General features: G+C 62.2%; 18 protein-coding genes. 8 read left to right on the forward strand and 10 right to left on the reverse strand.

Annotated elements, in window-relative coordinates; translation table 11 throughout:
• Positions 1–222: 222 nt before the first annotated feature.
• A complete protein-coding gene (locus tag AC1DTN_RS27525; protein WP_477923441.1) occupies positions 223–1110 on the reverse strand; it encodes an alpha/beta fold hydrolase in 888 nt (295 codons plus the stop codon).
• A 77-nt stretch (positions 1111–1187) separates the two neighbouring features.
• On the opposite strand from AC1DTN_RS27525, the gene AC1DTN_RS27530 reads away from it, so the two are divergent.
• Together AC1DTN_RS27530 and AC1DTN_RS27535 are read left to right on the forward strand one after the other, a co-directional pair.
• The gene (locus tag AC1DTN_RS27530) at positions 1188–1790 is read left to right on the forward strand and encodes a TetR/AcrR family transcriptional regulator (RefSeq protein WP_439015386.1); all 603 of its coding nucleotides are present in this window, start codon (positions 1188–1190) and stop codon (positions 1788–1790) included.
• Between the two features lie 263 nt (positions 1791–2053).
• Positions 2054–4546, forward strand: a complete 2493-nt coding sequence (locus AC1DTN_RS27535; RefSeq protein WP_477923442.1) for an arylsulfatase — start codon at positions 2054–2056, stop codon at positions 4544–4546.
• Between the two features lie 130 nt (positions 4547–4676).
• Here the strand turns inward: AC1DTN_RS27535 and AC1DTN_RS27540 are convergent, their stop codons facing one another.
• Entirely contained in the window at positions 4677–5915 is a 1239-nt protein-coding gene (locus AC1DTN_RS27540; protein WP_477923443.1) for an alpha-D-ribose 1-methylphosphonate 5-triphosphate diphosphatase, read from the reverse strand.
• Between the two features lie 321 nt (positions 5916–6236).
• Between AC1DTN_RS27540 and AC1DTN_RS27545 the strand changes: the two genes are divergently transcribed.
• A complete protein-coding gene (locus AC1DTN_RS27545; protein WP_477923444.1) occupies positions 6237–9056 on the forward strand; it encodes an ATP-binding protein in 2820 nt (939 codons plus the stop codon).
• Positions 9057–9222: 166 nt separating this feature from the next.
• Positions 9223–10218 carry an alpha/beta hydrolase gene (locus AC1DTN_RS27550; RefSeq protein ID WP_442205592.1) on the forward strand — a complete coding sequence of 332 codons (996 nt, stop codon included), beginning with the start codon at positions 9223–9225 and terminating at the stop codon, positions 10216–10218.
• 106 nt (positions 10219–10324) lie between these two features.
• Here the strand turns inward: AC1DTN_RS27550 and AC1DTN_RS27555 are convergent, their stop codons facing one another.
• From AC1DTN_RS27555 to AC1DTN_RS27575, 5 genes are all read right to left on the reverse strand, one after another.
• Positions 10325–10894, reverse strand: a complete 570-nt coding sequence (locus AC1DTN_RS27555; RefSeq protein ID WP_477923445.1) for a GNAT family N-acetyltransferase — start codon at positions 10892–10894, stop codon at positions 10325–10327.
• Between the two features lie 79 nt (positions 10895–10973).
• Positions 10974–11624 carry a pyridoxamine 5'-phosphate oxidase family protein gene (locus tag AC1DTN_RS27560; protein WP_477923447.1) on the reverse strand — a complete coding sequence of 217 codons (651 nt, stop codon included), beginning with the start codon at positions 11622–11624 and terminating at the stop codon, positions 10974–10976.
• Between the two features lie 161 nt (positions 11625–11785).
• Positions 11786–12187, reverse strand: coding sequence for a type II toxin-antitoxin system VapC family toxin (locus AC1DTN_RS27565; RefSeq protein WP_113325234.1), 402 nt, complete (start codon positions 12185–12187; stop codon positions 11786–11788).
• Positions 12184–12417, reverse strand: a complete 234-nt coding sequence (locus AC1DTN_RS27570) for an AbrB/MazE/SpoVT family DNA-binding domain-containing protein (RefSeq protein WP_113325233.1) — start codon at positions 12415–12417, stop codon at positions 12184–12186. The genes AC1DTN_RS27565 and AC1DTN_RS27570 overlap by 4 nt, the downstream gene beginning before the upstream one ends.
• 134 nt (positions 12418–12551) lie before the next feature.
• Complete coding sequence (locus tag AC1DTN_RS27575) at positions 12552–13439, reverse strand: LysR family transcriptional regulator (RefSeq protein WP_113325232.1); 888 nt, start codon at positions 13437–13439, stop codon at positions 12552–12554.
• A 115-nt stretch (positions 13440–13554) separates the two neighbouring features.
• Between AC1DTN_RS27575 and AC1DTN_RS27580 the strand changes: the two genes are divergently transcribed.
• Both AC1DTN_RS27580 and AC1DTN_RS27585 read left to right on the forward strand, forming a co-directional pair.
• Positions 13555–13911, forward strand: coding sequence for an antibiotic biosynthesis monooxygenase (locus AC1DTN_RS27580; RefSeq protein WP_113325231.1), 357 nt, complete (start codon positions 13555–13557; stop codon positions 13909–13911).
• Positions 13912–14291: 380 nt separating this feature from the next.
• On the forward strand, positions 14292–16907 hold the full coding sequence (locus AC1DTN_RS27585; RefSeq protein ID WP_477923450.1) for an autotransporter family protein: 2616 nt from the start codon (positions 14292–14294) through the stop codon (positions 16905–16907).
• Positions 16908–17030: 123 nt separating this feature from the next.
• On the opposite strand, the gene AC1DTN_RS27590 is transcribed toward AC1DTN_RS27585, so the two are convergent.
• From AC1DTN_RS27590 to pdxR, 3 genes are all read right to left on the reverse strand, one after another.
• Entirely contained in the window at positions 17031–17426 is a 396-nt protein-coding gene (locus AC1DTN_RS27590) for a type II toxin-antitoxin system VapC family toxin (RefSeq protein WP_113323546.1), read from the reverse strand.
• Entirely contained in the window at positions 17423–17677 is a 255-nt protein-coding gene (locus tag AC1DTN_RS27595; RefSeq protein ID WP_113323545.1) for a type II toxin-antitoxin system VapB family antitoxin, read from the reverse strand. Before AC1DTN_RS27595 ends, AC1DTN_RS27590 begins: the two co-directional genes overlap by 4 nt.
• A 188-nt stretch (positions 17678–17865) precedes the next feature.
• Positions 17866–19374 carry a MocR-like pyridoxine biosynthesis transcription factor PdxR gene (gene pdxR / locus AC1DTN_RS27600; RefSeq protein WP_477923452.1) on the reverse strand — a complete coding sequence of 503 codons (1509 nt, stop codon included), beginning with the start codon at positions 19372–19374 and terminating at the stop codon, positions 17866–17868.
• 133 nt (positions 19375–19507) lie between these two features.
• Here pdxR and AC1DTN_RS27605 point away from each other — a divergent pair, with 133 nt between their 5' ends.
• Both AC1DTN_RS27605 and AC1DTN_RS27610 read left to right on the forward strand, forming a co-directional pair.
• Complete coding sequence (locus AC1DTN_RS27605) at positions 19508–20128, forward strand: C39 family peptidase (protein ID WP_113323543.1); 621 nt, start codon at positions 19508–19510, stop codon at positions 20126–20128.
• A 23-nt stretch (positions 20129–20151) separates the two neighbouring features.
• Complete coding sequence (locus AC1DTN_RS27610) at positions 20152–21219, forward strand: D-alanine--D-alanine ligase family protein (RefSeq protein ID WP_477923453.1); 1068 nt, start codon at positions 20152–20154, stop codon at positions 21217–21219.
• Positions 21220–21236: the final 17 nt, after the last annotated feature.

The following is a 21236-nucleotide window of genomic DNA, read 5'->3' on the forward strand; positions in this document are numbered from 1 at the left end:
GCCTCAATCAACTGTTCAGGTTGGGATTTTGAAGCGGGCGGAGGACCAAGAGCCAGCAAACGGTCTCTCACGACCAGGATTCCGACGGCCTTCCGCCCGCAACCCTTCTACYACAGTTCCAACACACAGGATTCCTGTGACATCCCTTGTGCTAGCACGAGGGCACAGGAATGAGGAGGTTGGGGTGGGCCGCGCCACCAGCCCTGCCCCCTCTCTCCAAATTCACTCGCTGGCAATCGCATCTCTGAACTTCGCCAGATCACCGTTGAAGCGCTGCGCCTCTTCCAGGAATGGCGCATGCCCCGACTTTGGATAGATCTTGGTCTGGACGGCCGGATTGAGCTCCCGCGCCCTTGCGATGCTCGGCTCGACATTGACCAGAACGTCCTTGCCGCCATAGAGCAGCAGAACCGGCACGCGCGCCTTAGGCAAACCGGCAGAAACGGTCATCGAAGGGATGGTCCGCGTCATGATCCACGAGGCCATCGCGGCATTTGACAGCAGCCGTTCGAACGTCGCCGTATCAGGCTTGGTCTCGAAACACAGGCCAAGGAACGTCCTGATGGCATCGAGGTGCACCGTCAGGTCATCCGAAGCCATGCCCGCATAGACATCAGGATGCGATGTGATCAGCGCGGCGTTGAGTTCGATGACGCCGTCGACATAGACGATGCCGCCAAGGCCATCGTCTCCATATGCGGCAAGATAGTTGGAGAGAACGACACCGCCGAGCGACCAGCCGACCAGAACCGGATTTTTCGCGCCTGTCTCCTTGAGGACGGCCGAGAGATCGTCGGCCCAGCGGCGCCCGTCATGATAGGCCTCTGCATCATCGGGCTTGCCCGACAGGCCGTGGCCGCGCAGGTCATAGGTGATCAGCCGATACTTCTGCAGATTGGCACTGCCCACCTGCATGTCCCAGTTCAGATGGCTGCCGAGCAAGCCGTGGATGAAAACGATCGCCGGCCCGGCGGGATCGCCCGATTCCTGAACAGCGATCTCGACGCCATCAGGCGCCTTCACCGTGTAATTCTTCTCCGCGGCCATCGCCATGGAAGACAGGCCCATCAGCAGGACCACCACCCAAATTCCGCGCATTATTCGTATCATGCCAAAATCCTTATGTTTAGTGATCACTACAAACTAACGGCTTGCTTTTTGCTGTCAAGCAGTCTTTAGTGATCACTATGGATAAGGTTGTGAAAACACGCCGCAGCGGCCCGCGAACCTTCGACAGGGATCAGGCGATCGATATCGCCATGCGCCTCTTCTGGAGGCATGGATATGAAGGTGTCTCGCTGAACGACCTGACGGCCGCAATCGGCGTCGCGCCCCCAAGTCTCTATGCGGCTTTCGGCAGCAAGGCTGGGCTCTACCGCGAGGCGCTCGATCGCTATTTCGGCCTGCGGGGGCCGGTGTGGGATATCAGAACGGCCACGACCCTTCAGGAGACGATCGAGACGCTGCTGCACAAGGCGATCGACGCCGTTACCGACCCAGCCGGGGAGCGCGGCTGCATGATATCAAGCGGCTTGATCCAGTGCGGGCCTGATCATGCGGACCTGGCTCGCGAAACGGCAGAGCGGCGAAACACGATGCGGGAGATGATCGCGGAGACGCTCGAGCGGTGGCTGGACCAGGAACGCGCCGTCTCGCTCGCCCGCTATCTCGTGGCCGTCCTGCAGGGATTGTCCGTCCAGGCATATGACGGCGCCTCGCGGCAGGAACTGCGGCAGGTCTCGGACGAAGTCATCGCGGGTGTGCAGGCCAGGGCGTTGAAGGGCATCTAGCGGGGCTTTCGCCCACATCCACTAGCGCGGGTGCCGGGACGGAATAGAGTTCGCTCGTCGCCCTTCGCCGTAGTGATGAAACCCATCGGACATGCTATGTTACAACCAAGGCGTATCTGCTGTGGCCTCCATCTCGAGTTGATTTCGTTGCGTCGATGGCCAGGGCGAAAGGAGGGGGAGACCGATCTCGAGCAGCATTGTACTCGTGGAAACCGCAATCGGCGGCGCTGACATGCCTACACCACAACTCGGGAGGATGTCTAATGATACGTGCAGCGCTTCTGGCCGCCTCCGCGGCCCTTTTTGCAGCCGTGCCTGCAAACGCTCAGCAGGTTACCGGGACGCTCGGCTCGCCCAACGCCACGACGACGATCGACGGGCGTTATCTCCCGCCGCCGCCGCAGCCGTTTGAGGGCACCATCAATCTCAACGCCTTGCAGTCCAAACAGGCATGGCCAGCGCGTGTCGTGCCGCCAAGGGGCGCGCCAAATGTGCTCTTGATTATCACCGATGACGTTGGCTTTGGCGCTCCTTCGACGTTCGGAGGCGYCATTCCGACACCCACTCTGGATCGCATCGCCGCGGATGGCCTGCGTTTCACGAACTTTCACACAACATCGCTCTGCTCGCCGACGCGTGCGTGTCTCATCACAGGACGCAATCACCACTCAGAAGGCTTCGGAGTGATCTCGGAGCAGGCCACCGGCTTCCCCGGCTATGACAGTGTTCTTCCCAGGGACACCGCCACAATCGGCCGCATTCTGCTTGAGAATGGCTTCCGTACCTCATGGTTCGGCAAGGATCACAACACGCCGACCTATCAGACCAGCCAGGCAGGCCCGTTCAATCAATGGCCGACTGGCATGGGGTTTGAATATTTCTATGGCTTCATGGGTGGGGACAGCAGCCAGTGGTCGCCCATGCTGTTTCGCAACACCACGCAGATCGCTCCCTTTGTCGGCAATCCGCAATGGAACCTGATCACCGCCATGGCCGACGACGCCGTCGGCTGGCTGAACCAGTTGAATTCGATCGATCCGGCGATGCCGTTCCTGCTCTACTACGCGCCGGGGGGCACACACGCGCCACACCACCCGACACCGGAGTGGATCGAGAAGGCCAGCGATCTTCATTTGTTCGACAAAGGCTGGAACGACGTTCGCGATCAGATCTTCGCCAACCAGAAAAGGCTTGGCGTTGTCCCGACGGACGCCCAGCTCACGCCATGGCCGGATATGTTGAAGAAGTGGGATAGTTTGTCGGCCGACGAAAAGAAGCTGTTCATTCGCCAGGCGGACGTCTACGCCGCCTACCTGATGTACACCGATCACGAGATCGGCCGTGTGGTCCAGGCCGTCGCGGACATGGGCAAGCTCGACAACACCCTGATCATCTTCATCAGTGGCGACAATGGCGCGAGCGCCGAAGGCACGATGAACGGCACCTTCGCAGAATTGGTTCCGTTCAATGGCATCAATCCGACCGTTGCCCAGAACTTGAAGTTTTACGACCAGTGGGGCAGCAACGAGACCTATCCCCACTATGCCGTTCCGTGGGCCTGGGCACTGGATACGCCCTTCAAATGGACGAAGCAGATCCCGTCCTTCTTCGGCGGCACCCGAAACGGCATGGCCATCTCCTGGCCCGCGCGCATTTCCGACAAGGGCGGAATTCGGTCGCAATTCCATCATGTGATCGACGTCGTGCCGACGATCCTTGAAGCGACTGGCGTTCCCGCACCGATCATGGTCGACGGCATAGCGCAAAAGCCGATCGAGGGCGTAAGCATGGCCTACACCTTCGACAAAACCAATGCCGAGGCTCCCTCGCGACACCGCACGCAGTATTTCGAGATGATGGGCGCGCAGGGTCTATACGATGACGGTTGGATGCTGAGCGCAGTCCCCATCCGTGCGCCCTGGGAGTTGGCTGGCAAGGCGATCGACGATCCCGCCACCGCGTTCAAGATGGAGCTCTATGACGTCCAGCACGACTGGACCCAGAACAACGACTTGGCTGCCGCCAATCCTGCGAAGGTCCAGGAGATGAAGGACCTGATGTTCGGCGAGTTTGCGAAGTACCAAGTCCTGCCGCTGGACGCTTCCGCTGCGACGCGCCTCGCTTCTCCGCGCCCGTCGGTCACGGCAGGAAGAAACGTGTTCACCTATAAGCAACCGGTGACGGGCCTGCCGGAAAGTGTGGCGCCCAATCTTCTCAATACCTCCTACACGATCACCGCGGACATCGATGTGCCGCAAGGAGGTGGCGATGGCGCCATTGTTTCCCAAGGTGGACGGTTTGGCGGATACGGGATGTACCTGCTGGGAGGCAAGCCGGTCGTGACCTGGAACCTTCTCGGTCTTGACAGAATTCGTTGGGAAAGCCCCGAAGCGCTCTCGCCCGGCAGGCACACCGTCGAATTTGACTTCAAATACGACGGTCTTGGCTTCGCAACGCTTGCCTTCAACAACCTCAGCGGCATCGGTCGTGGCGGCACGGGAACGCTGACGGTCGACGGCAAGACGGTCGCAACGCAGGCGGTACAGCGTACCGTACCGCTGATCCTGCCGGTCGATGAGACTTTCGACATCGGCTCGAAGACCGGCACCCCGATCGATGACCGCGACTATCAGGTTCCATTCCCGTTCACCAGCAAGCTCGAGAAGCTGACGATCTCCGTCGAGCCTCCTAAGCTGACACCGGACGACGAGAAGAAACTTATGGAAGCCTATCGAAGCGGACAGGACGCGAAGTAGTCTGCGTCCATCGCCGAGGGCCGCTTGGCCCTCGGTGCTGCTTTACGGTTTGGATGGGCTTTGATGCCGCTTCAGACGGACCGCCTCTCGATCCCCGTCTCTCAGTCATCGATGACCGATATCGCCGCTATCAGGCCACCACCAGTTCGCCCGCGGGCGCTGCGCGATAGGCTTCCCGGCCGCCGACCCAGGTGCGGCGAACCGCAGGTGCAGCACCATCAGGCCAATCGACCAGTACGAGATCCGCCCGCTTGCCGACTTCGATGACACCACGATCGGTAAGACCGGAGGCGCGCGCCGGATTGCCCGAGACGAGCGGCCAGAGCGCATGGAGCGGCGCCACGCCATCGGCCTTGAGCCTTGCAAGGCCGAGCAGCATCGCCGGATAATAATAGTCCGAGGCGAGAATATCGCAGAGCCCTTCGCGGATCATGTCGGCCGCACCGATCGAGGCGAGATGGCTGCCGCCGCGCGTCGCGTTCGGTGCGCCGAAGACGATGAAGTCGCCGGCATCGCGGGCGGCCCGCGCCACCCGCCGGTTCATCGGGAATTCGCAGATCCTGGCACCGCGGAGACGGAAGAAATCGCGCGTTTCGATCTGGCTGTCGTCATGCGAGAGCATCGGCGCGCCGGCGGCCTGGCCGAGTGCCGCCACCTCCTCGATTGCATCTGGCACCTGCGGACGGCGCGCCCACATGTTGCGCACGAGTGCCACCATGTCCGCCACCGGGATTTTCGCCCGCTTGGCGCGCTCGGTCATCTTCTCGGCGAAGGCAGGCGTTTCGGGATCGACTGTCGGGAAGGCCGGATCGAGGTCGAAGGGCCGTTCCTGCAGCGGCGTCGAAGGATGCAGCATCGCCATCGAGGTGTGGTCGTTGAAGGCAATCGACGGCAGGCGCGGACCGGCAAGCGCCTCGCGAATGAGGTCTATCGCCTCGAAGCAGAAGGTCTCCCAGCGCAGCTGCACGCGATTGTCCACCGTCAGCCGGGGCGTGAGCGCGTCGAGCGCACGCACGATGGCATAACCGGTTTCGACCGAACGCAGCCCAGGCTCCCAGCTGAGCGTCAGCGCATGATAGGCCGTGGCGATGCCGTTGGCGGCAAGCTGGCGATCGGTTTCGAGCAGCGCGGCCGCGACCGGTAGCATCGTGCCGGGTCGCGGCATGACCTGCCGCTCGAAGGCATCGCCGTGAATGTCCACGAAAGCCGGGCCGAGCAGATGGCCTCGTCCATCGATAGGATCCGCCCCGTCGCGCTGACCGTCTATATCAGTGATCCGGCCGTCTTCGACACGCACGGAGGCGGTCTCCAGACGGTCGCCGAAAACCACGGTTGCGCCCTCGATAATCACTGCCGGATTGTTTTGCATGGGTCTCGTTCCAAGAAAAGGAAAAAAGCGCAGCAGCCGAGTCCCTAGACGGGCTGCGCGCAGGCCGCCGCTTCTAACCAGCGGATATGACAAATTTGCGAACGTCGCTGTGCGTTGGCACTATTTGATCGCATGCGGCAGCGCTCCCTCCTCCTCGCCTCAATCCGGGCTCTTCTTGCCCGGGTGGAAGCTGCTTTACGGATATGTCTGCGAATGGCACGCTCAATGACAAGGCGACGCTTCGGCAGTTGCTGAACCATAGTCGGGGATTCGATTCGTTTGCATTCCTCCGCGCGGATCAGAGCAAGTAGCGTTAGATTAATGGCCAAGCAGTCGGAAAAGATCGGGTCGCCACGGCGCAGGCAAAGCAAGGGCGCGCCCGCCCGGTCTGCACGCGTCTCCGGGCCCGAATTCCTGCAGGGCCGGGATCGCGCCATTGCCCTGATCGACCAGATGATCGCGCGGATCGATCAGGGCGGATCGACGCTCGTGATCAGCGGCGAGCCCGGGATTGGAAAATCCGCGCTCATCGAGCAGGCCAGGCATCGGGCGCGCGAGCGCGACCTGAAGGTATTGAGCATGACCGGCGTTCTGGCCGAGGTTCATCTGCCCTTCGCAGCGCTCGAGCAGGCGCTCCGCCCGCTGATGAAGGAGGCCGTCAACCTGGTCCCCCGTCAGCGATCTGCCTTGTTCTCCGCTTTCGGCATGCATGATGACATGGGCGCACCCGACATCTTTCTGGTGGCGCTCGCCGCACTGTCCCTTCTGACGGAAAGTGCTGCGCGCAGGCCCATCCTGCTCATCGCCGACGACGTCCAGTGGCTGGACGAGGCGACTTATGAGGTGCTGGCCTTCATCTCACGCAGGCTGAGTTCGGACCCTATCGTTCTGTTCGTGGCCATGCGCGATGGCTTCGACCGCCTGTTCGACGATCCCTCCCACCTGCGGCTTCGGCTTTCGGGGCTCGGCGAAGCCGATGCCGAGCACCTGCTGGACGCCCATGCGCCCGATCTTTCGGCCGACCTGCGCAGCCGCTTCCTCCAGGAGGCCGCGGGCAATCCCCTCGCCCTCCTGGAACTGCCGCGCGACAGGCGAGCGGCTGGTATCAAGGATACGACATGGCTTCCACTGACGGAGCGCCTGGAACGCGCCTTCTCGTCCCGTCTGACCGATCTTCCCGCTGCAACCCGGATGCTGCTGTTCGTAGCGGCGGAAAACGACGGGACATCGCTCCACGAAATCCTGCGCGCCGGCAAAGCCGTGTTGGGCGGAGAAGTGGATGTCAGCGCTCTGACGCCGGCCATTGCCGCCAGGCTGATCGACCTTGACGAAACGGAGGTGCGGTTCCGGCATCCGCTGGTGCGTTCAGCAATGCACCAGGCGGCAGATCTGGCGACGCGGCACCGGATCCATGCCGCCCTTGCCGAGATCGTCCATGAAGAGCTGGACCGGCATTTGTGGCATCGGGCGGCGGCAACGATCGGACCGGATGAGGAACTGGCGGGCGAATATGATGCCATGGCCGGCCGGGCCCTGCGCAAAGGTGCGGTCGCCATGGCAATCGAAGTTCTCGAAAAGGCGGCGGCGCTGAGCGGTACACCGCGAGCCAGGAGCGACCGTTTCTTGCGCGCCGCCGAGCTTGCCGCCGATCTCGGCCAGCCGGACCTGCTGGAGCGACTGCTGCGCCAGGCCAATGTCAGCGAGCCCGATCCTGTTGCATCGGCGCGGATCGGCTGGTGCCGCGAGATGGGCCAGCCTCCGATGGTCAACGACCCCGCGAAAATCCCCAGTCTGGTTGGCCTCGCCGCTGAGGCCAATGCTGCTGGCGCCACGGATCTGGCAAGCAACCTGCTCTGGCGCGCCGCGCAACGCTGCTGGTGGAGCAATGCGGATGGGGATCTTCGCAAAACCATCCTGATGGCGGCAAACAGGCTCGAATTGCCCGACACCGATCCACGCCTGATCGCGATATCCGCTTACGTCGAGCCGCTTCATCTCGGGAGCGAGATATCAGGCAAGCTCCAGCAGCTTGCCGGCACGAGCGGCGGCAATCCGGTCGCGGCGCGCATTCTCGGCAGTACGGCCAATGTCATCGGCGCCTTCGACCTTGGCGTCGGTTTGCTCACCTATTCGGCTGCCGCCCTGCGCGATCAAGGGCGGCTCAGCGACCTCGCGCGCGTGCTTTTTGCTCAAGCCTGGGCGGAAATGGAAGTCGGCGACTGGACGGGCGCGATGCGGGAGGCCGAAGAATCCGTTCGCTTCGCCGAAGAAACGGGAGGAACGCTCTGGATTGCCGCGGCCACGATCGTCAAGGCGAGGCTTGCGGGCATGATGGGCAATCTGGACCAGTCACAGGCCTATGCGGCCCAGGCAGAACGCCTGGTCGTCTCGGTCGGCGCGAGTTTCCTGCTGGCAATGCTGCAGATCGCGCGCGGCACGGCCGCCATCGGCGCAGGCCGGCATTGGGAGGCCTATGAGCATCTGCGGCGTCTTTTTATCCCCGCCGACCCGGCTTTCAATTCCGGTCTGCAATTCTTCGGCCTCGCTGATTTCGTGGAGGCCGCAGTGTTCTCCGGACATGCCGAAATGGCCGAGGAGGTGATCGAGGAGATGCAGCGTGTCGCCGGTCCGTCGCCAGTGCCGTGGGTCGAAACGATGCTCTCCTACGGCAAGGCACTGCTCGCAACACCTGCGGAGGCCGAGCAGTTCTATCTGCAGGGTCTCGGGCCGTGCGCAGGCAAATGGCCTTTCCTGAGAGGACGTCTTCTGCTCGCCTATGGCATATGGCTGCGCCGCCAGCGCCGTTCCGCCGATGCGAGAGCGCCTTTGCGCGAGGCCCGTGACATCTTCGATGCGCTGAGCGCCCTGCCCTGGAGCGAGCGTGCGCGCGAGGAACTGCGCGCTTCGGGAGAAGCGAGCCGCAAGCGAACCGAATATGTCTGGGAGACGCTGACCCCACAGGAGCTTCATATCGCCCAGCTTGCCGCCGAGGGTCTGTCGAACAAGGAAATCGGCGCCAGGCTCTATCTGTCGCACCGGACGGTCGGCTACCACCTTCATCGCATCTTTGCGAAGACCGGCGTCACGTCGCGCTCGGGGCTGCGTCCCATTCTGACGGACGCCATCACGCCTGAAAGCTGACCACCGACCTGTCACCGGAGTGGTCACCAGTCGCCAGACTGGTCATTTGACAGAAGCGGAAGCTTCCGGCCGGGGGCTACCAATGCGGCTGCGTGCAACCTTCCCGGAGAGAAAGACCGTGAAATTCTTGCCCCTACTCGCAACCCTCAGCCTCGGAGTAACTCTCATGATTCAGCCCGCTCAAGCGGCGCCCGACGCCGCGACCGACCCGCGGATCGACCCCCAGGTCCGCGCCTTCCTTGCCGAGATCAACAAGGATCCAAGCCCGTTCTGGAAACTGCCGCAGCCCAAGCCCCAGGAGATCCTGACCGGGCTTCAGAACATGACGCCGGTCGACATGTCAGGCGTGACCACGACCGAGCAGACCATCACCCAGGATGGTCTGAGCGTGAAGATCTACATCATGAAGCCCGAGCACATCACCGGCAAACCCGGCGTGCTGCTCTTCATTCATGGCGGCGTCTGGATCGTCGGCAATTTTGAAAACCACCAGCGCCTGCTGCGCGATCTCGTGGTCGGCTCCGGTCAGGTCGGCGTCTTCGTCGAATATACATCCCTGCCGGAAGCACGTTTTCCCACCCAACTCGATCAGTCCTATGCCGTGCTGAAATGGGTGGCGGCTCACGCCGGTGAATTCGGCGCGGATGGCAGCAGGATCGCGGTTGCCGGCAATTCGGTCGGCGGCAACATGACCGCTGCCCTGACGCTGATGGCCAAGGACCGCAACGGCCCGAAGATCAGCTTCCAGGCCCTGCTCATCCCCGCGACCGATGCAAGCGTCGATACGGGCTCCTATCACGAATATGGGGAGCAGCGCTTCCTGGCGCGCGCCTTCATGAAATACGGCTGGGATCTCTACGCACCCGACGCCAAGACCCGTGACAACCCCTATGTGTCGCCACTGCGCGCCAGCATCGACCAGCTCAAGGGCCTGCCGCCGGCACTCGTCATCACTGCCGAGAACGATCCGCTGCGCGACGAGGGCGAGGCCTATGCCCGCAAACTGAAAGAAGCCGGCGTTACCGTGGCTGCGGCCCGCTACAACGGCACGATCCATGACTTCGTGCTGTTGAACGCGATCCGCAATGTGCCTTCCACGGAAGCCGCGATCGAACAGATCAGCGACAATCTGCGCCGCTATCTCGAACCCGCAACGCATTGATCGATGCGGCGATGCGGCGGCCATCAGCGCGCCGCGTCGCTGGCTTGCATTGATCCTTGCCTGTCCCAGGTGCCGGTCCCCGTAGTTCGAAGAAAACGGAATGGCTCTAGATCAGTGGAACCTTAAAAAACAGCTTCTGCTGCTCGGGCCTGTCTGAGGGATGGGGCGCGCGTCGCACCAGCTGACCGCCAACTCGCTCTATGACGGCGCGGGAAATGACGTTCTCTTCATTGCAGAGAATATCGAGCTCACTCAGCCCCCGGGATTTTGCGAACTGGAGCAGAGCATCAAGCGCGGCTGTGGCGTAGCCCCGGCCCTGTTTCCAGGGCACCACCGAGTATCCGACATGTCCCGGAATGCTGTCGGGAACTGTCCAGGTGACGGGCAGATAGCGCAGGTCGATCCTGCCGCAGAACTCCCCATCCCAAATCCAGAACGTGTGATTGGTGAGTGCCATGGCCGTATCGCCAATCTGCTGTCCGGCCGAAGCATGTCGCCCCATCAGCTTGTCGAGATATGCCGCAGGATCATTGCGAAGGTCCTGAAGTTCGGCTTCGATGAAGCCAGTATCTCCAATGCGCCGCGGGTCGGGCGACCAGCCCTTCGCCAGCGCCGCTTCATACCCCGAGAGCTTCTCAAGGTCCGGCATGACCAGGATTGGGCGTCCGTCCAACATCCAAATTCCAACCAACTTGAATAGACCTGCCGGATCGCAGCCGCGGTTCAGCCGATACCACCCGTCCAGTCAGGAGCCGTCAATAGAGCGACTTCCTGTAGGCGTCTTCGAGTTCGTCATCTATCTTACGCATTTCGATATCATCGGTCGGAGCGCCCGTCGTCTGATCCAGGATGATCTTTGAAAGCGAGGGCATCTCGCTGCGATCCTGAAAGTGCTCCGGGTTCCACAGATGAGAGCGCCTGAATGCCTTGGCGCAATGCAGGAAAACCTCGCCCACCTTGACCAATATAGCAAGCTTGGGCACACGATCGCCGACGCCCATATCCCCAAGAATATCAGGGTCGGTCACGAGCCTGGCCTCGCCATTCACGCGAAGCGTGTCGTCAAATCCCGGAATGATGAAGAGCAGTCCAACACTCGGGTTGGTGAGAATATTGGCCAGCGTATCGAGGCGATTATTGCCCGGCCTGTCCGGGATCGCCAGCGTGTGCGGATCGAGGATTTTCACGAAGCCGACCGGGTCGCCGCGAGGGCTGACATCGGCTTTGCCATTCCGGTTCTGGGTGCCGATGCACAGGAATGGCGAGCGCCTGATAAATTCCTGGGCGTGCCTGTCGAGCGCGCCCATGCATTTCTGAGCTGCCAGAGCATGCGTCGGTTGAAACAGCTCTCGAAGAGCCTGTTCATCCCTCACGACAAATTTTGGATCGACACTGAACTCCTTCATTCCATTTTCCTCCCGCAGCCCCCTGTCGGACGGATCGCGTCCGAGGTAATGACGTACGTACCTCAGATTTGAGGCATTCGTCAAGCCGCGGTATCCTGGGAAGCGAAGTAGGTTCGTGAATGCAGGTATCTGCCCTGCCCTCAGTCCCCGTCTCTCAGCCATCAAGCTGGTGATATCAACTCGATGGTCGGGAAATACGAGCGGTACCGGCCAACATCGCGCGTCAGGACCGGCAGCTTCTGAACCGCAGCCTGCGCGCCGATGAGAAAATCCGGCAAGACACCGGTGCGGGACCCGCCGGCGCGGCGATACTGTGTGAATGCCTTTCCTGCCAGAAACAGCGCAGCGCGCGGGAAAGGAGCCAGGATCAGCTCCGCTTCGTCGATAAACGCATCAAGTTCCTCGATGCGTTCATAGCGGACGGCAAGTTCCGCATAGATGATATCATTGATGAGCAAAGGCCCCGCGAGACTGGCTGCTTCGAGCTGCTCTATCGACCAGTCGGCCCAGATCGGGTCGTTCGTTACGAGGTCGAGCAGGACGTTGGTATCGACAAGCGTCACGCATCACCGCGAGTGAGCGCCATGATCGCATCCGTGTCGAGGCCCTTTCCGGCATGTCCGCGGAGATGCTCGAAGCGGCTGGCCGGCTTTTTCCTGTCGGCGCGCGTCAGCACCACGCTGCCATCTGCAGCCCGATGAAAGTCGACCTTACTTCCGGGCGTGATCCCCAGGAGCTCGCGAACCGCCTTCGGAATCGTCACCTGCCCTTTTGCCGTCACCGTCGTCGCCATGATCGCAATCCTGTAATACCGCTCCACAATCAGGTATTACTTTTCGCATTCGGTTTCAAGTTCGGCTCAGCGATCGGCCACCTTCAAGGCCTGCATAGCAGCCGGCCAAATGGATCAAAGCGCCCATGAACACCTCATGCGCTGAACAGGTTGGCGGCCATATAATCGACGAAGGCCCTGACCTTGGGTGACAGATACCGGCTGCTCGGCCAGAGAACCCTGAAGGTTCCCGTATCGTCAAGATGATCGTCCAGCAGCCGGACGAGCTTGCCTTCGGCGATCTCCGACGCCACGGCGAAAGGCGGAAGGCAGGTGATGCCGAATGAGCGTTCGGCAAGGTAGATCAGCGGCTCCAGCGTGCTTGCCACCGTGGTCACCGGCAGATCGAGCTTGACCGCAATGCCGTCACGCACCAATGGCCAGGGTTCCAGCCTGCCGGAATTGGCGAAGCGATGGTGCAGGCACCGGTGATCGACCAGATCCTCGGGCACATCAGGATGACCTGATGTCGCGAGATATTCGGGCGAGGCCACGATCACGTGCCGGAATGTGCCGAGCTTCCGGCTCATCAGTCTCGTATCCCTGACATCTCCGGTCCGGATGACCGCGTCGAACCCCTCCTCGATGACATCGACGAGGCGGTCGGTGAAATCGAGATCGAGATTGATCTCCGGATAGGCTGCCATGAAGGACGATATGGTCGGCATGAGAAGCATGCCGGCGAGCGGCAGGCTGACACGCAGCTGGCCCCGCGGCACAGAATGCGATCTCGAAAGCCTCGCCCGTACCTCCTCATATTCGGCCTGAATGCGTCTGCATGTTTCGAGGAAGAAGCTGCCCTCCTCCGTCAGGGCCATGCTGCGGGTCGAGCGGTTGAACAGGCGCACGCCGAGCTCTTCCTCCAGCCGCGCGATCGCCTTGCCGACCGCCGAGCCCGAGATGCCCAAGCGATGCCCGGCGGCCACGAAACTACCGGCCTCTGCGACTTGAACGAAAATGCCTGATGTGCCGAGCCTGTCCATTGCGGAAAAAATATCCGATCTGTTGAGAATACCGGCCCATTTCTCCGATATTTGCCATCCGATATCCAGACCTTGCCGCGGCCATTTCGTCCGTGCGCTTCAAATGGAGATCTTCATGAACACCAAAGCGATCGCCGCCTTTGCGGACGCTCCCGTTCCCACCACCTTCATCGTCAACGTCATTCATGCCCATCCCGGAAAGCAGGAGGAAGCCTTCGAGATCATCCAGGACGTGGTGCATTACGTCGCCGAGCGGAAGGAAGGTTTTCTCTGGAGCAGCCTGGCGAAGAGCAGCGATGGCCTGACGGTCGTCAACATCGAGGCGATCCAGGACGCCGGCAATGTCGGCGAGTTCTTTTCCGATCCTGATTTCGCCGAGAAGTTCAAGCGGCTGGACACGGTCTCCAGCAGCGAATTCCACACCTATACGGTCGCGGACCTCGTGCTCCCGAAGCGCGAAATGGCCGGGTGATCCATAATGACCGGATCCATTTCCGAACGGAATGCGCCCGGCCGACAGAAATCCGGCGGAGGGACCTTCCCTTTGCCGGTGCTGACCACGCTCGCGCCCTCCGGTTTGTCAAAATCCTGACCGAATCGCCTCCGGGGAACCGCAGAGCCTGCTTGCCCGTTTTGCGACGGCGACAGCCGGAAGTTACCAAAACCCTAACATGTTGATTTATAGAGCTGTCGCATTTGAATATTCTGTTGCCGCCCGGCAACGGCCTGTCGCCTTTGGCGCAGTACGGCTCGCTTTGTGATAAGCTGATCTTGCGGGACAGGCCGAACCGGCGCAGAAAAAGCACACCCTTTAATCGTATTTATATTAGCAACAACTTCATAAGAGGCAGCATGAGCTTCGGCGTTGTCGGGACTTTTGATAAGGCAAGACTTTTTGCGAGCGTGAGCCTCGCTGTGCTGGCGTTCTATTGCTGGCCCTCATCGGCGGCGACCGCGAGGGAATACCGGGTCAGCAACGAAACGGAATTGCGCAACACCATCACCACCGCGAATGGGGATGGCGACGCCAGTTCGACGATCGTCATGACCGGCAGCTTCTCCATTTCAACGGCGATACTGCCAGTCCCGACGAAGCCGATCACGATCGATACCAACGGCTTCGTCTTGACGAATACCTATGATCCCGCAGCCGGCGCGAGCAGGGGCACGCTCACGATCCAGCAATCGGTCGGAGCTCTCGTCCCCGTGACGTTCTCGGGCACTCTGGTGGCAGCAAGCGCCGGTGCCGCCGCCACGACATCAGGGCAAATCGGTGCCGTCGTTACTGCCACCGCATTCACGAATGATGGATCGATCCGCGGCGGAAATGGCGGCGGCGGCGGCGGTGCCGCAGCTTCAGGCGGCATTGGCGTACGTGCGCTGACAGGCTCGTCTCTCACCAATAACGGCACCATCGTGGGTGGCGACAGCACGTCGGCTGGCGGTGGACAAGGCGTCGCCTACGGCAATGCGGTGGGAGGTCCCAATACCATCCTCAACATGGGAACGATCCGCGGAGGAAACGGGCCGACCAACGGAACGGCGGGTGCCGGCATTCTCGCGCAAGGAACAACGGCGGGCCAGATCGTCAATTTCGGCACGATCGAGGGCGGAACGGGTGCCATCGCCATCGTGGCCTCGAACGGAATAGTGAACCTCGATATCGTCAATAGCGGCACGATCCGCGCAGGCGCCGGCCAGACGGACGCGATCGGGCGCGGCGCGGCGGCAACGACGGGCACACTGAAGCTCGAGCTGCAGCCGGGCTCGGTGATCGAGGGCAACGTCGTCGCGGGTGCCGTGCCGACGACAGACGTGCTGCGGCTTGGCGGCACGGGCAGCGACACATTCGACGTGTCCGCGATTGGCGCGGCCGCGCAATACCGGAACTTTGACACGTTCGAAAAAACCGGCACCAGCACCTGGCTGCTGACGGGCGTCGGCACCACCGCGACGGACTGGACGATCTATGACGGCACACTGCTGATCGGCGACCACAGCGCCGCTTCGAGCATCATCGGCGATATCACCAACTTCGGCACGCTGGGCGGCAGCGGTACCATCTTTGGTGACGTCACGAACTCGGGCACGGTCTCCCCCGGCAATTCGATCGGCACGCTGACGATATCGGGCAACTATATCGGCAATGGCGGCACGCTTCTTATCGAAAGCGTGCTCGGCGGCGATGCCTCGCCGACCGACCGCCTTGTCGTCACGGGCAACACCTCGGGCACGACCAGCGTCAAGGTCACCAATCTCGGCGGCGGCGGGGCGCAAACCGTCGAGGGCATCAAGATCGTCGATGTCGGCGGCAGCTCGGCCGGAAATTTTTCGCTGCTCGGCGACTATGTTTTTCAGGGAGATCAGGCCGTGGTCGGCGGTGCATACGCCTATCGGCTCTACCAGAACGGCATCGCAACCCCGGCCGATGGCGACTGGTATCTTCGCTCGGCACTGGTCAATCCGGCCGCATCAGGCGCATCCGCAGCCCCACTCTATCAGCCCGGCGTTCCGCTTTACGAAGCCTATCCGCAACTCCTGCTCGCTCTCAACGGACTTTCCACGCTGCAGCAGCGCCTCGGCGACCGCACCTGGCCGGACGAAGGCAAGGCGACGCCGACGAGCGGTCCTGACAATATCTGGCTTCGCACCGAGGGGACCCATGCCGGCCTCGAGCCGGACACAAGCACGAGCGGCACCACCTATGACTACGATCTGTTCAAGCTGGAGGGCGGTCTGGATGCGGAGCTCTACCAGAACCAGAACGGCCGGTTGATCGGCGGCCTGACCGTCCACTACGGCACGGTTTCCGGCGATATCGGCTCGGTCTACGGCGATGGCGATATCGACACCAGAGGCTATGGAGTGGGCGCGACGCTCACATGGTACGGCGAGAACGGCACCTATGTCGACGCGCAGAGCCAGGCGACGTGGTACGACAGCGACCTGAAATCCGATCTCGTCGATGGCGCCATGGAGAACGGCAACAACGGCTTCGGCTATGCGCTCAGCCTTGAGGCCGGCCGGCGCTTCGCAGCCTTCGGATCCTGGTCGATCACGCCCCAGGCGCAACTCGTCTATTCCTCCGTCGATTTCGACAGCTTCGACGACCGGTTCGGCGCACGGGTTTCGCTTGATGACGGCGATAGTCTGGTCGGCCGGCTCGGGATGGCGCTCGACCGCGAGGAGAGCTGGCAGCGGGCCGATGGCCAGACGGCGCGGGCAAAAATCTACGGCATCGCCAATCTCTACGGCGAGTTCCTGGATGGCACGGCAGTCGATGTCTCCGGAACCGGTTTCGAAACCAGGAACGATCCGGTCTGGGCAGGCCTGACCCTCGGCAGCTCCTACATCTGGGGTGACGAACGTTTCTCGCTCTATGGCGAAGTCGCTGCAAAATCCTCGCTGAAAGACTTCGGCGACAGCTATGCCGTCAGTGGAACCGCCGGATTGCGCGTGAAGTGGTGAAGGCGGAAGCGCGCAGCGCTAAACGTAACGAGGGCTAAGCGTATCGCCCTCGCGCATGTAGTCCAGCGGCGGAGAGCTGCGCAACGGTGGCCTGATCCCGCTTCGAGACACGGGCGTAACCAATCAGCGCCATTGCTCGATATCCGTGTGTACGAAGTCGTCGCCCTTGAAGAGCAGAGGAGCCGAAAGGCTCTTGGCGAGAGCGTAGGCGGCGCAGTCCGCAAGATTGAGCCTAGCTTTCGAGTGAATGCCCTTGCCGTACCGCCCGAAAGTTTCGGAAGCTCCTCGCGCCTGATCCTCATCAAAAGGTGCGACGGCTATCTCATTGGCCGCAAGGAAAGCCCACAGCATTGCCTCACCTTCCGGCCCTCTGCGACCGCGTAAGACAATGGCGGTTTCATGTGCGTTGACGGCCGAGATCACGAGATTATCGGCCTCGCGGATCGCGCGAGCGTAAAGGGTAGCGTCGCTCTCCTTTTCGAGGATTGCGAGGATTGCCGACGAGTCGACGACGATCATGGTTGGTTGAGATCGTCAGCGATCTCTTGTGGAGAGCGCGGATCGAGCAGCGGTAGGGCCGTGATCTTTTCGCCGACAGCGAGCATTTGTTCCACGGTCATCCGGCGGCGCTTGGTCTGCGGCTCGTCGGAGACGCCGAGCGCCTTAGCCTCGCGTTCGAGCGCGGCGCGGATCAGGTCTTCGGGCTTGCGGCCGATGCGGGCCGCAAGCCTGCGGGCGAGCTGTTCCGTATCGTGGGTAAGGTGCAGCATGATCTTTCTCTAAAAACTCGACGTTAAGTATCATATTCTGAGAGATGTAAACAAGCGACAGTATTGAGAGATCGGGTTCAACACCGGCTGCGCGCTGCATGCGCCGATGGGATTTATTCGCAGCACTCGCGGAAGCTGAGGACGCGATATGGTTATCGAGCCCGCGCGAGCCGCCGCCGGTTACCCTCCTATCTCGGCCTTACCCTGCAGAAACGCCCCGCCCCGAAAACCTCGGCAAGCACCCGTGTCCCCATATCCGCCTCCTCCTCGGAAAGCCCGGAAAAGCCAAGCAGCAATCGCGACCGATCCGTCGAAACCACATTCATCCGCGAGAGCGGCATCACTACGACACCCTTCTTCAGCGCGGCAGCGGAAACAGCCGTGTCATCATCCCAACTGCCGGTACTCCGAACCGTGAGATTGATCCCCTGATCCGGCAGCAGCACCGCCACATGCTCCGCCAACCGCTCCACCAAAAACCCGGCCAGCATATCGCGCGAGGCCCGCAGCCGCTCCCTCAGTCGTCGCAGATGCGCCGGAAAATAGCCCTCCTCCAGAAAATCGGCGATCACCCGCTGCTGGAAGCTCGGCGGGCAGCGGTCGACGGCGGGGCGCACGGCGCGGAAGGCGGGCACGAGGTCGGCAGGGACGACGAGGTAGCCGATGCGCAGGCTCGGCAGCAGTGCCTTGCTGAACGTACCGGTGTAGAGAACGCGGCCCGCCTTATCGAGGCCGTGCAGCGAGGCGATCGGGTGGCCCTGGTAGCGGAATTCGCTGTCGTAATCATCCTCGATGATCCAGCAGTCGTTCTCTTCTGCATAAGAGAGCAGCCCGAGACGGCGCGAGAGCGAGAGAACGGAACCGACCGGATATTGGTTCGAGGGCGTCACATAGAAGGCGGCAGGCGGAGGCAGCGTGCCGTCGAGCAGCCGCGCGATGTCGACGCCATCAGCGTCGACGGGCAGTCCGACGACATCGATGCCATTCAGCGCCAGGCATTGCCGGGCCGGCGGATAGCACGGGTCTTCGACGACGGCCGTATCGCCCGGCGTCATCAACACGCGGAAGGCAAGGTCGAGCGCCTGCTGGGTTCCCGCCGTGATGAAGATCTGGTCGGGGCTGCAGCGCACGCCGCGCGAGACGGCGAGATGCGCGCTGATCGCGGTCCTCAGCGCCCTTTCTCCCTGGATATCGCCATAGCCTTCGAAGGCATAGTTCATATGCCTGACGGCAATGCGGTTCAGAAGCCGAGCCGTGCGCTCGTCATGGGCGATGCGGCCGGTGACGAATGGCAGCGCCTTCTGCGGTTCGAGGCTTGGCCCGCGCGTGAGGATAGCAGTGGCRGCGGCCGAGACGCCACGGCGGATCGCCTGCGCGCTGCCTGTACCCGATGGATCGATGCGCGCCGCACCCTCGGGAATGGACGAGGCGATATAGGTGCCGGAGCCATGGCGGGCGACCGCAAAGCCCTCTGACATCAGGATCTCATAGGCCTCGGCAATGACGCCGCGCGAGATCGCCCATTCCGTCGAGGCGAGCCGCGTCGAGGGCAGCCGCTGCCCGCCGGTCAACCGCCCTTCGGCGACGGCGTTGCGCAGCGAGAGATAGAGCTGGCGCGGCAAAGGCGCTGATGACGACGGATCGATCGTGGGGCGGAAAGAAGCCGATGGCCCTTCGCGTCTTCTCGTCAGCGTCATCAAAGCTCCCCAATGGCTGGTTCAAGTGGCCCACGCGCGACAAGCAAAGTGGATCTTCAAAGATACACTAAACTGCATTTAGATTGAGCCACTTTCAAGCGGATTCGCAATCGCAGTGCCTGACGGAGACGACATGAACCAACTGAGCCTCGACGTGCCCTATTTCAGCCAGTGGGAAACGCCCGAGATGACCTTGCCGGTGCTGGCCGAAGGTGCTGCCGCCCTGCACCGCGATGTCAGGTGGAAGAATTCCGGCGCCGAGACGATTGAGGAATATGCGCGCTGGGCGGTGAATGTCTGCGGCATGGCCTGCCTGAAGATGATCCTGGCGGCCCGCGGCGAGGCGCATCCGATCCTGTCGCTCGCAAGGGCCTGCACCAGCTATGGCGGCTATGTGGTCAACGAGGCGGACGCCTCGATCAAGGGGCTGATCTATGCGCCCTTCGTGACCTTCGTGCGCGAGCGTTTCGGGCTTTCGGCAGATGTGCGCACCGAGCTCCCGACGCAAACCATCCCCGAAATCCTCGCGACCCATCGCTTCTTCATCGCCTCGGTCAGCAGCTCCATCCGCTGGCCGGAGCGCGAGCCACCCGGCAAGGGCGGGCATCTTGTACTGGTGACGGCCGCCAACGAGGATAGCGTGCGCTTCCACAACCCTTCCGGCCACGAGCGCGCCACCCAGGCCGATGTCACCCTGCCGCTTGCCACTTTCGACCGCTTCTTCGCCAACAGAGGCATTGCGGTCAGCTTCTAGGTTTTGTTTTCAGGAGAATTTCGATGAGCCCTTCCCAGACCAGGCTGCGCATCGCCGTGCTTTTCGGCGGCCGTTCCAGCGAGCACGACGTCTCCGTCATGTCGGCAACCAATGTGATGCGCGCGCTCGACCCGGAAAGATACGACGCCCTGCCCGTCTTCGTCACCAAGGACGGGCGCTGGCTGCAAAGCCGCTTCGCCGATGGCGAACTCGACAAGCCCTCCTCCGGCACCGAGCTTTGCCTCGTGCCCGGCGGGCGTGGACGGTTGCTGGCGATCGCGCCCGATGGAAAGGCGGCCGAAGCCGGCAGGATCGATATCGTCTTTCCGGTGCTGCATGGCCTGCATGGGGAAGACGGCGCGGTCCAGGGCCTCTGCCAGGTGGCGCGCGTACCGCTTGCCGGCTGCGGCGTTCTGGGCTCGGCAACAGCGCTCGACAAGGATATCGCCAAGCAGCTGCTGAAGGCCGCTGGCCTGCCCGTTGCCCGCTCGGTGACGCTCGATCAGGCCGCACCRCCCGCGCTKGAGGCGCTSGAAGGCGCGCTCGGCCTGCCGCTCTTCATCAAGCCGGCCCGCCAGGGCTCCTCGGTCGGYGTGCGMAAAGTCTCSGGCAGCCAGGAATTCGSSCCCGCCCTTGCCGAAGCYTTCAGCCACGACCGCAAGCTCATCGCCGAGGAATTCATTGCCGGGCGCGAGATCGAATGCAGCGTGCTGGAAGACACAAAAGGCGGCCTCTTCGTCTCCCGCCCCGGCGAAATCGCACCCGCCGAAAGCCACGGCTTCTACAGCTACACCGCCAAATATCTCGATGAAAATGGTGCAGCCCTGAAAGTGCCCGCCGAGCTTCCCGCCGATGTCGAAGCCAGGATCCGCGACATGGCCGCCCGCGCCTTCCGCGCACTCGGCTGCGACGGCATGGCCCGCGTCGATTTCTTCGTGATGGAAGACATGCGCTTCGTCGTCAACGAGGTGAACACCATTCCGGGCTTTACCGATATCAGCATGTATTCCAAGGCGATGGCCGCAAGCGGTGTGGCCTATGCGGAGGTCATCGACCGGCTGGTGGAGCACGGGTTGGCCAGAGGGGCGTGAATGAGAAAACGCCTTCC

The organism is Rhizobium sp. 01T444 (genome assembly GCF_056398305.1).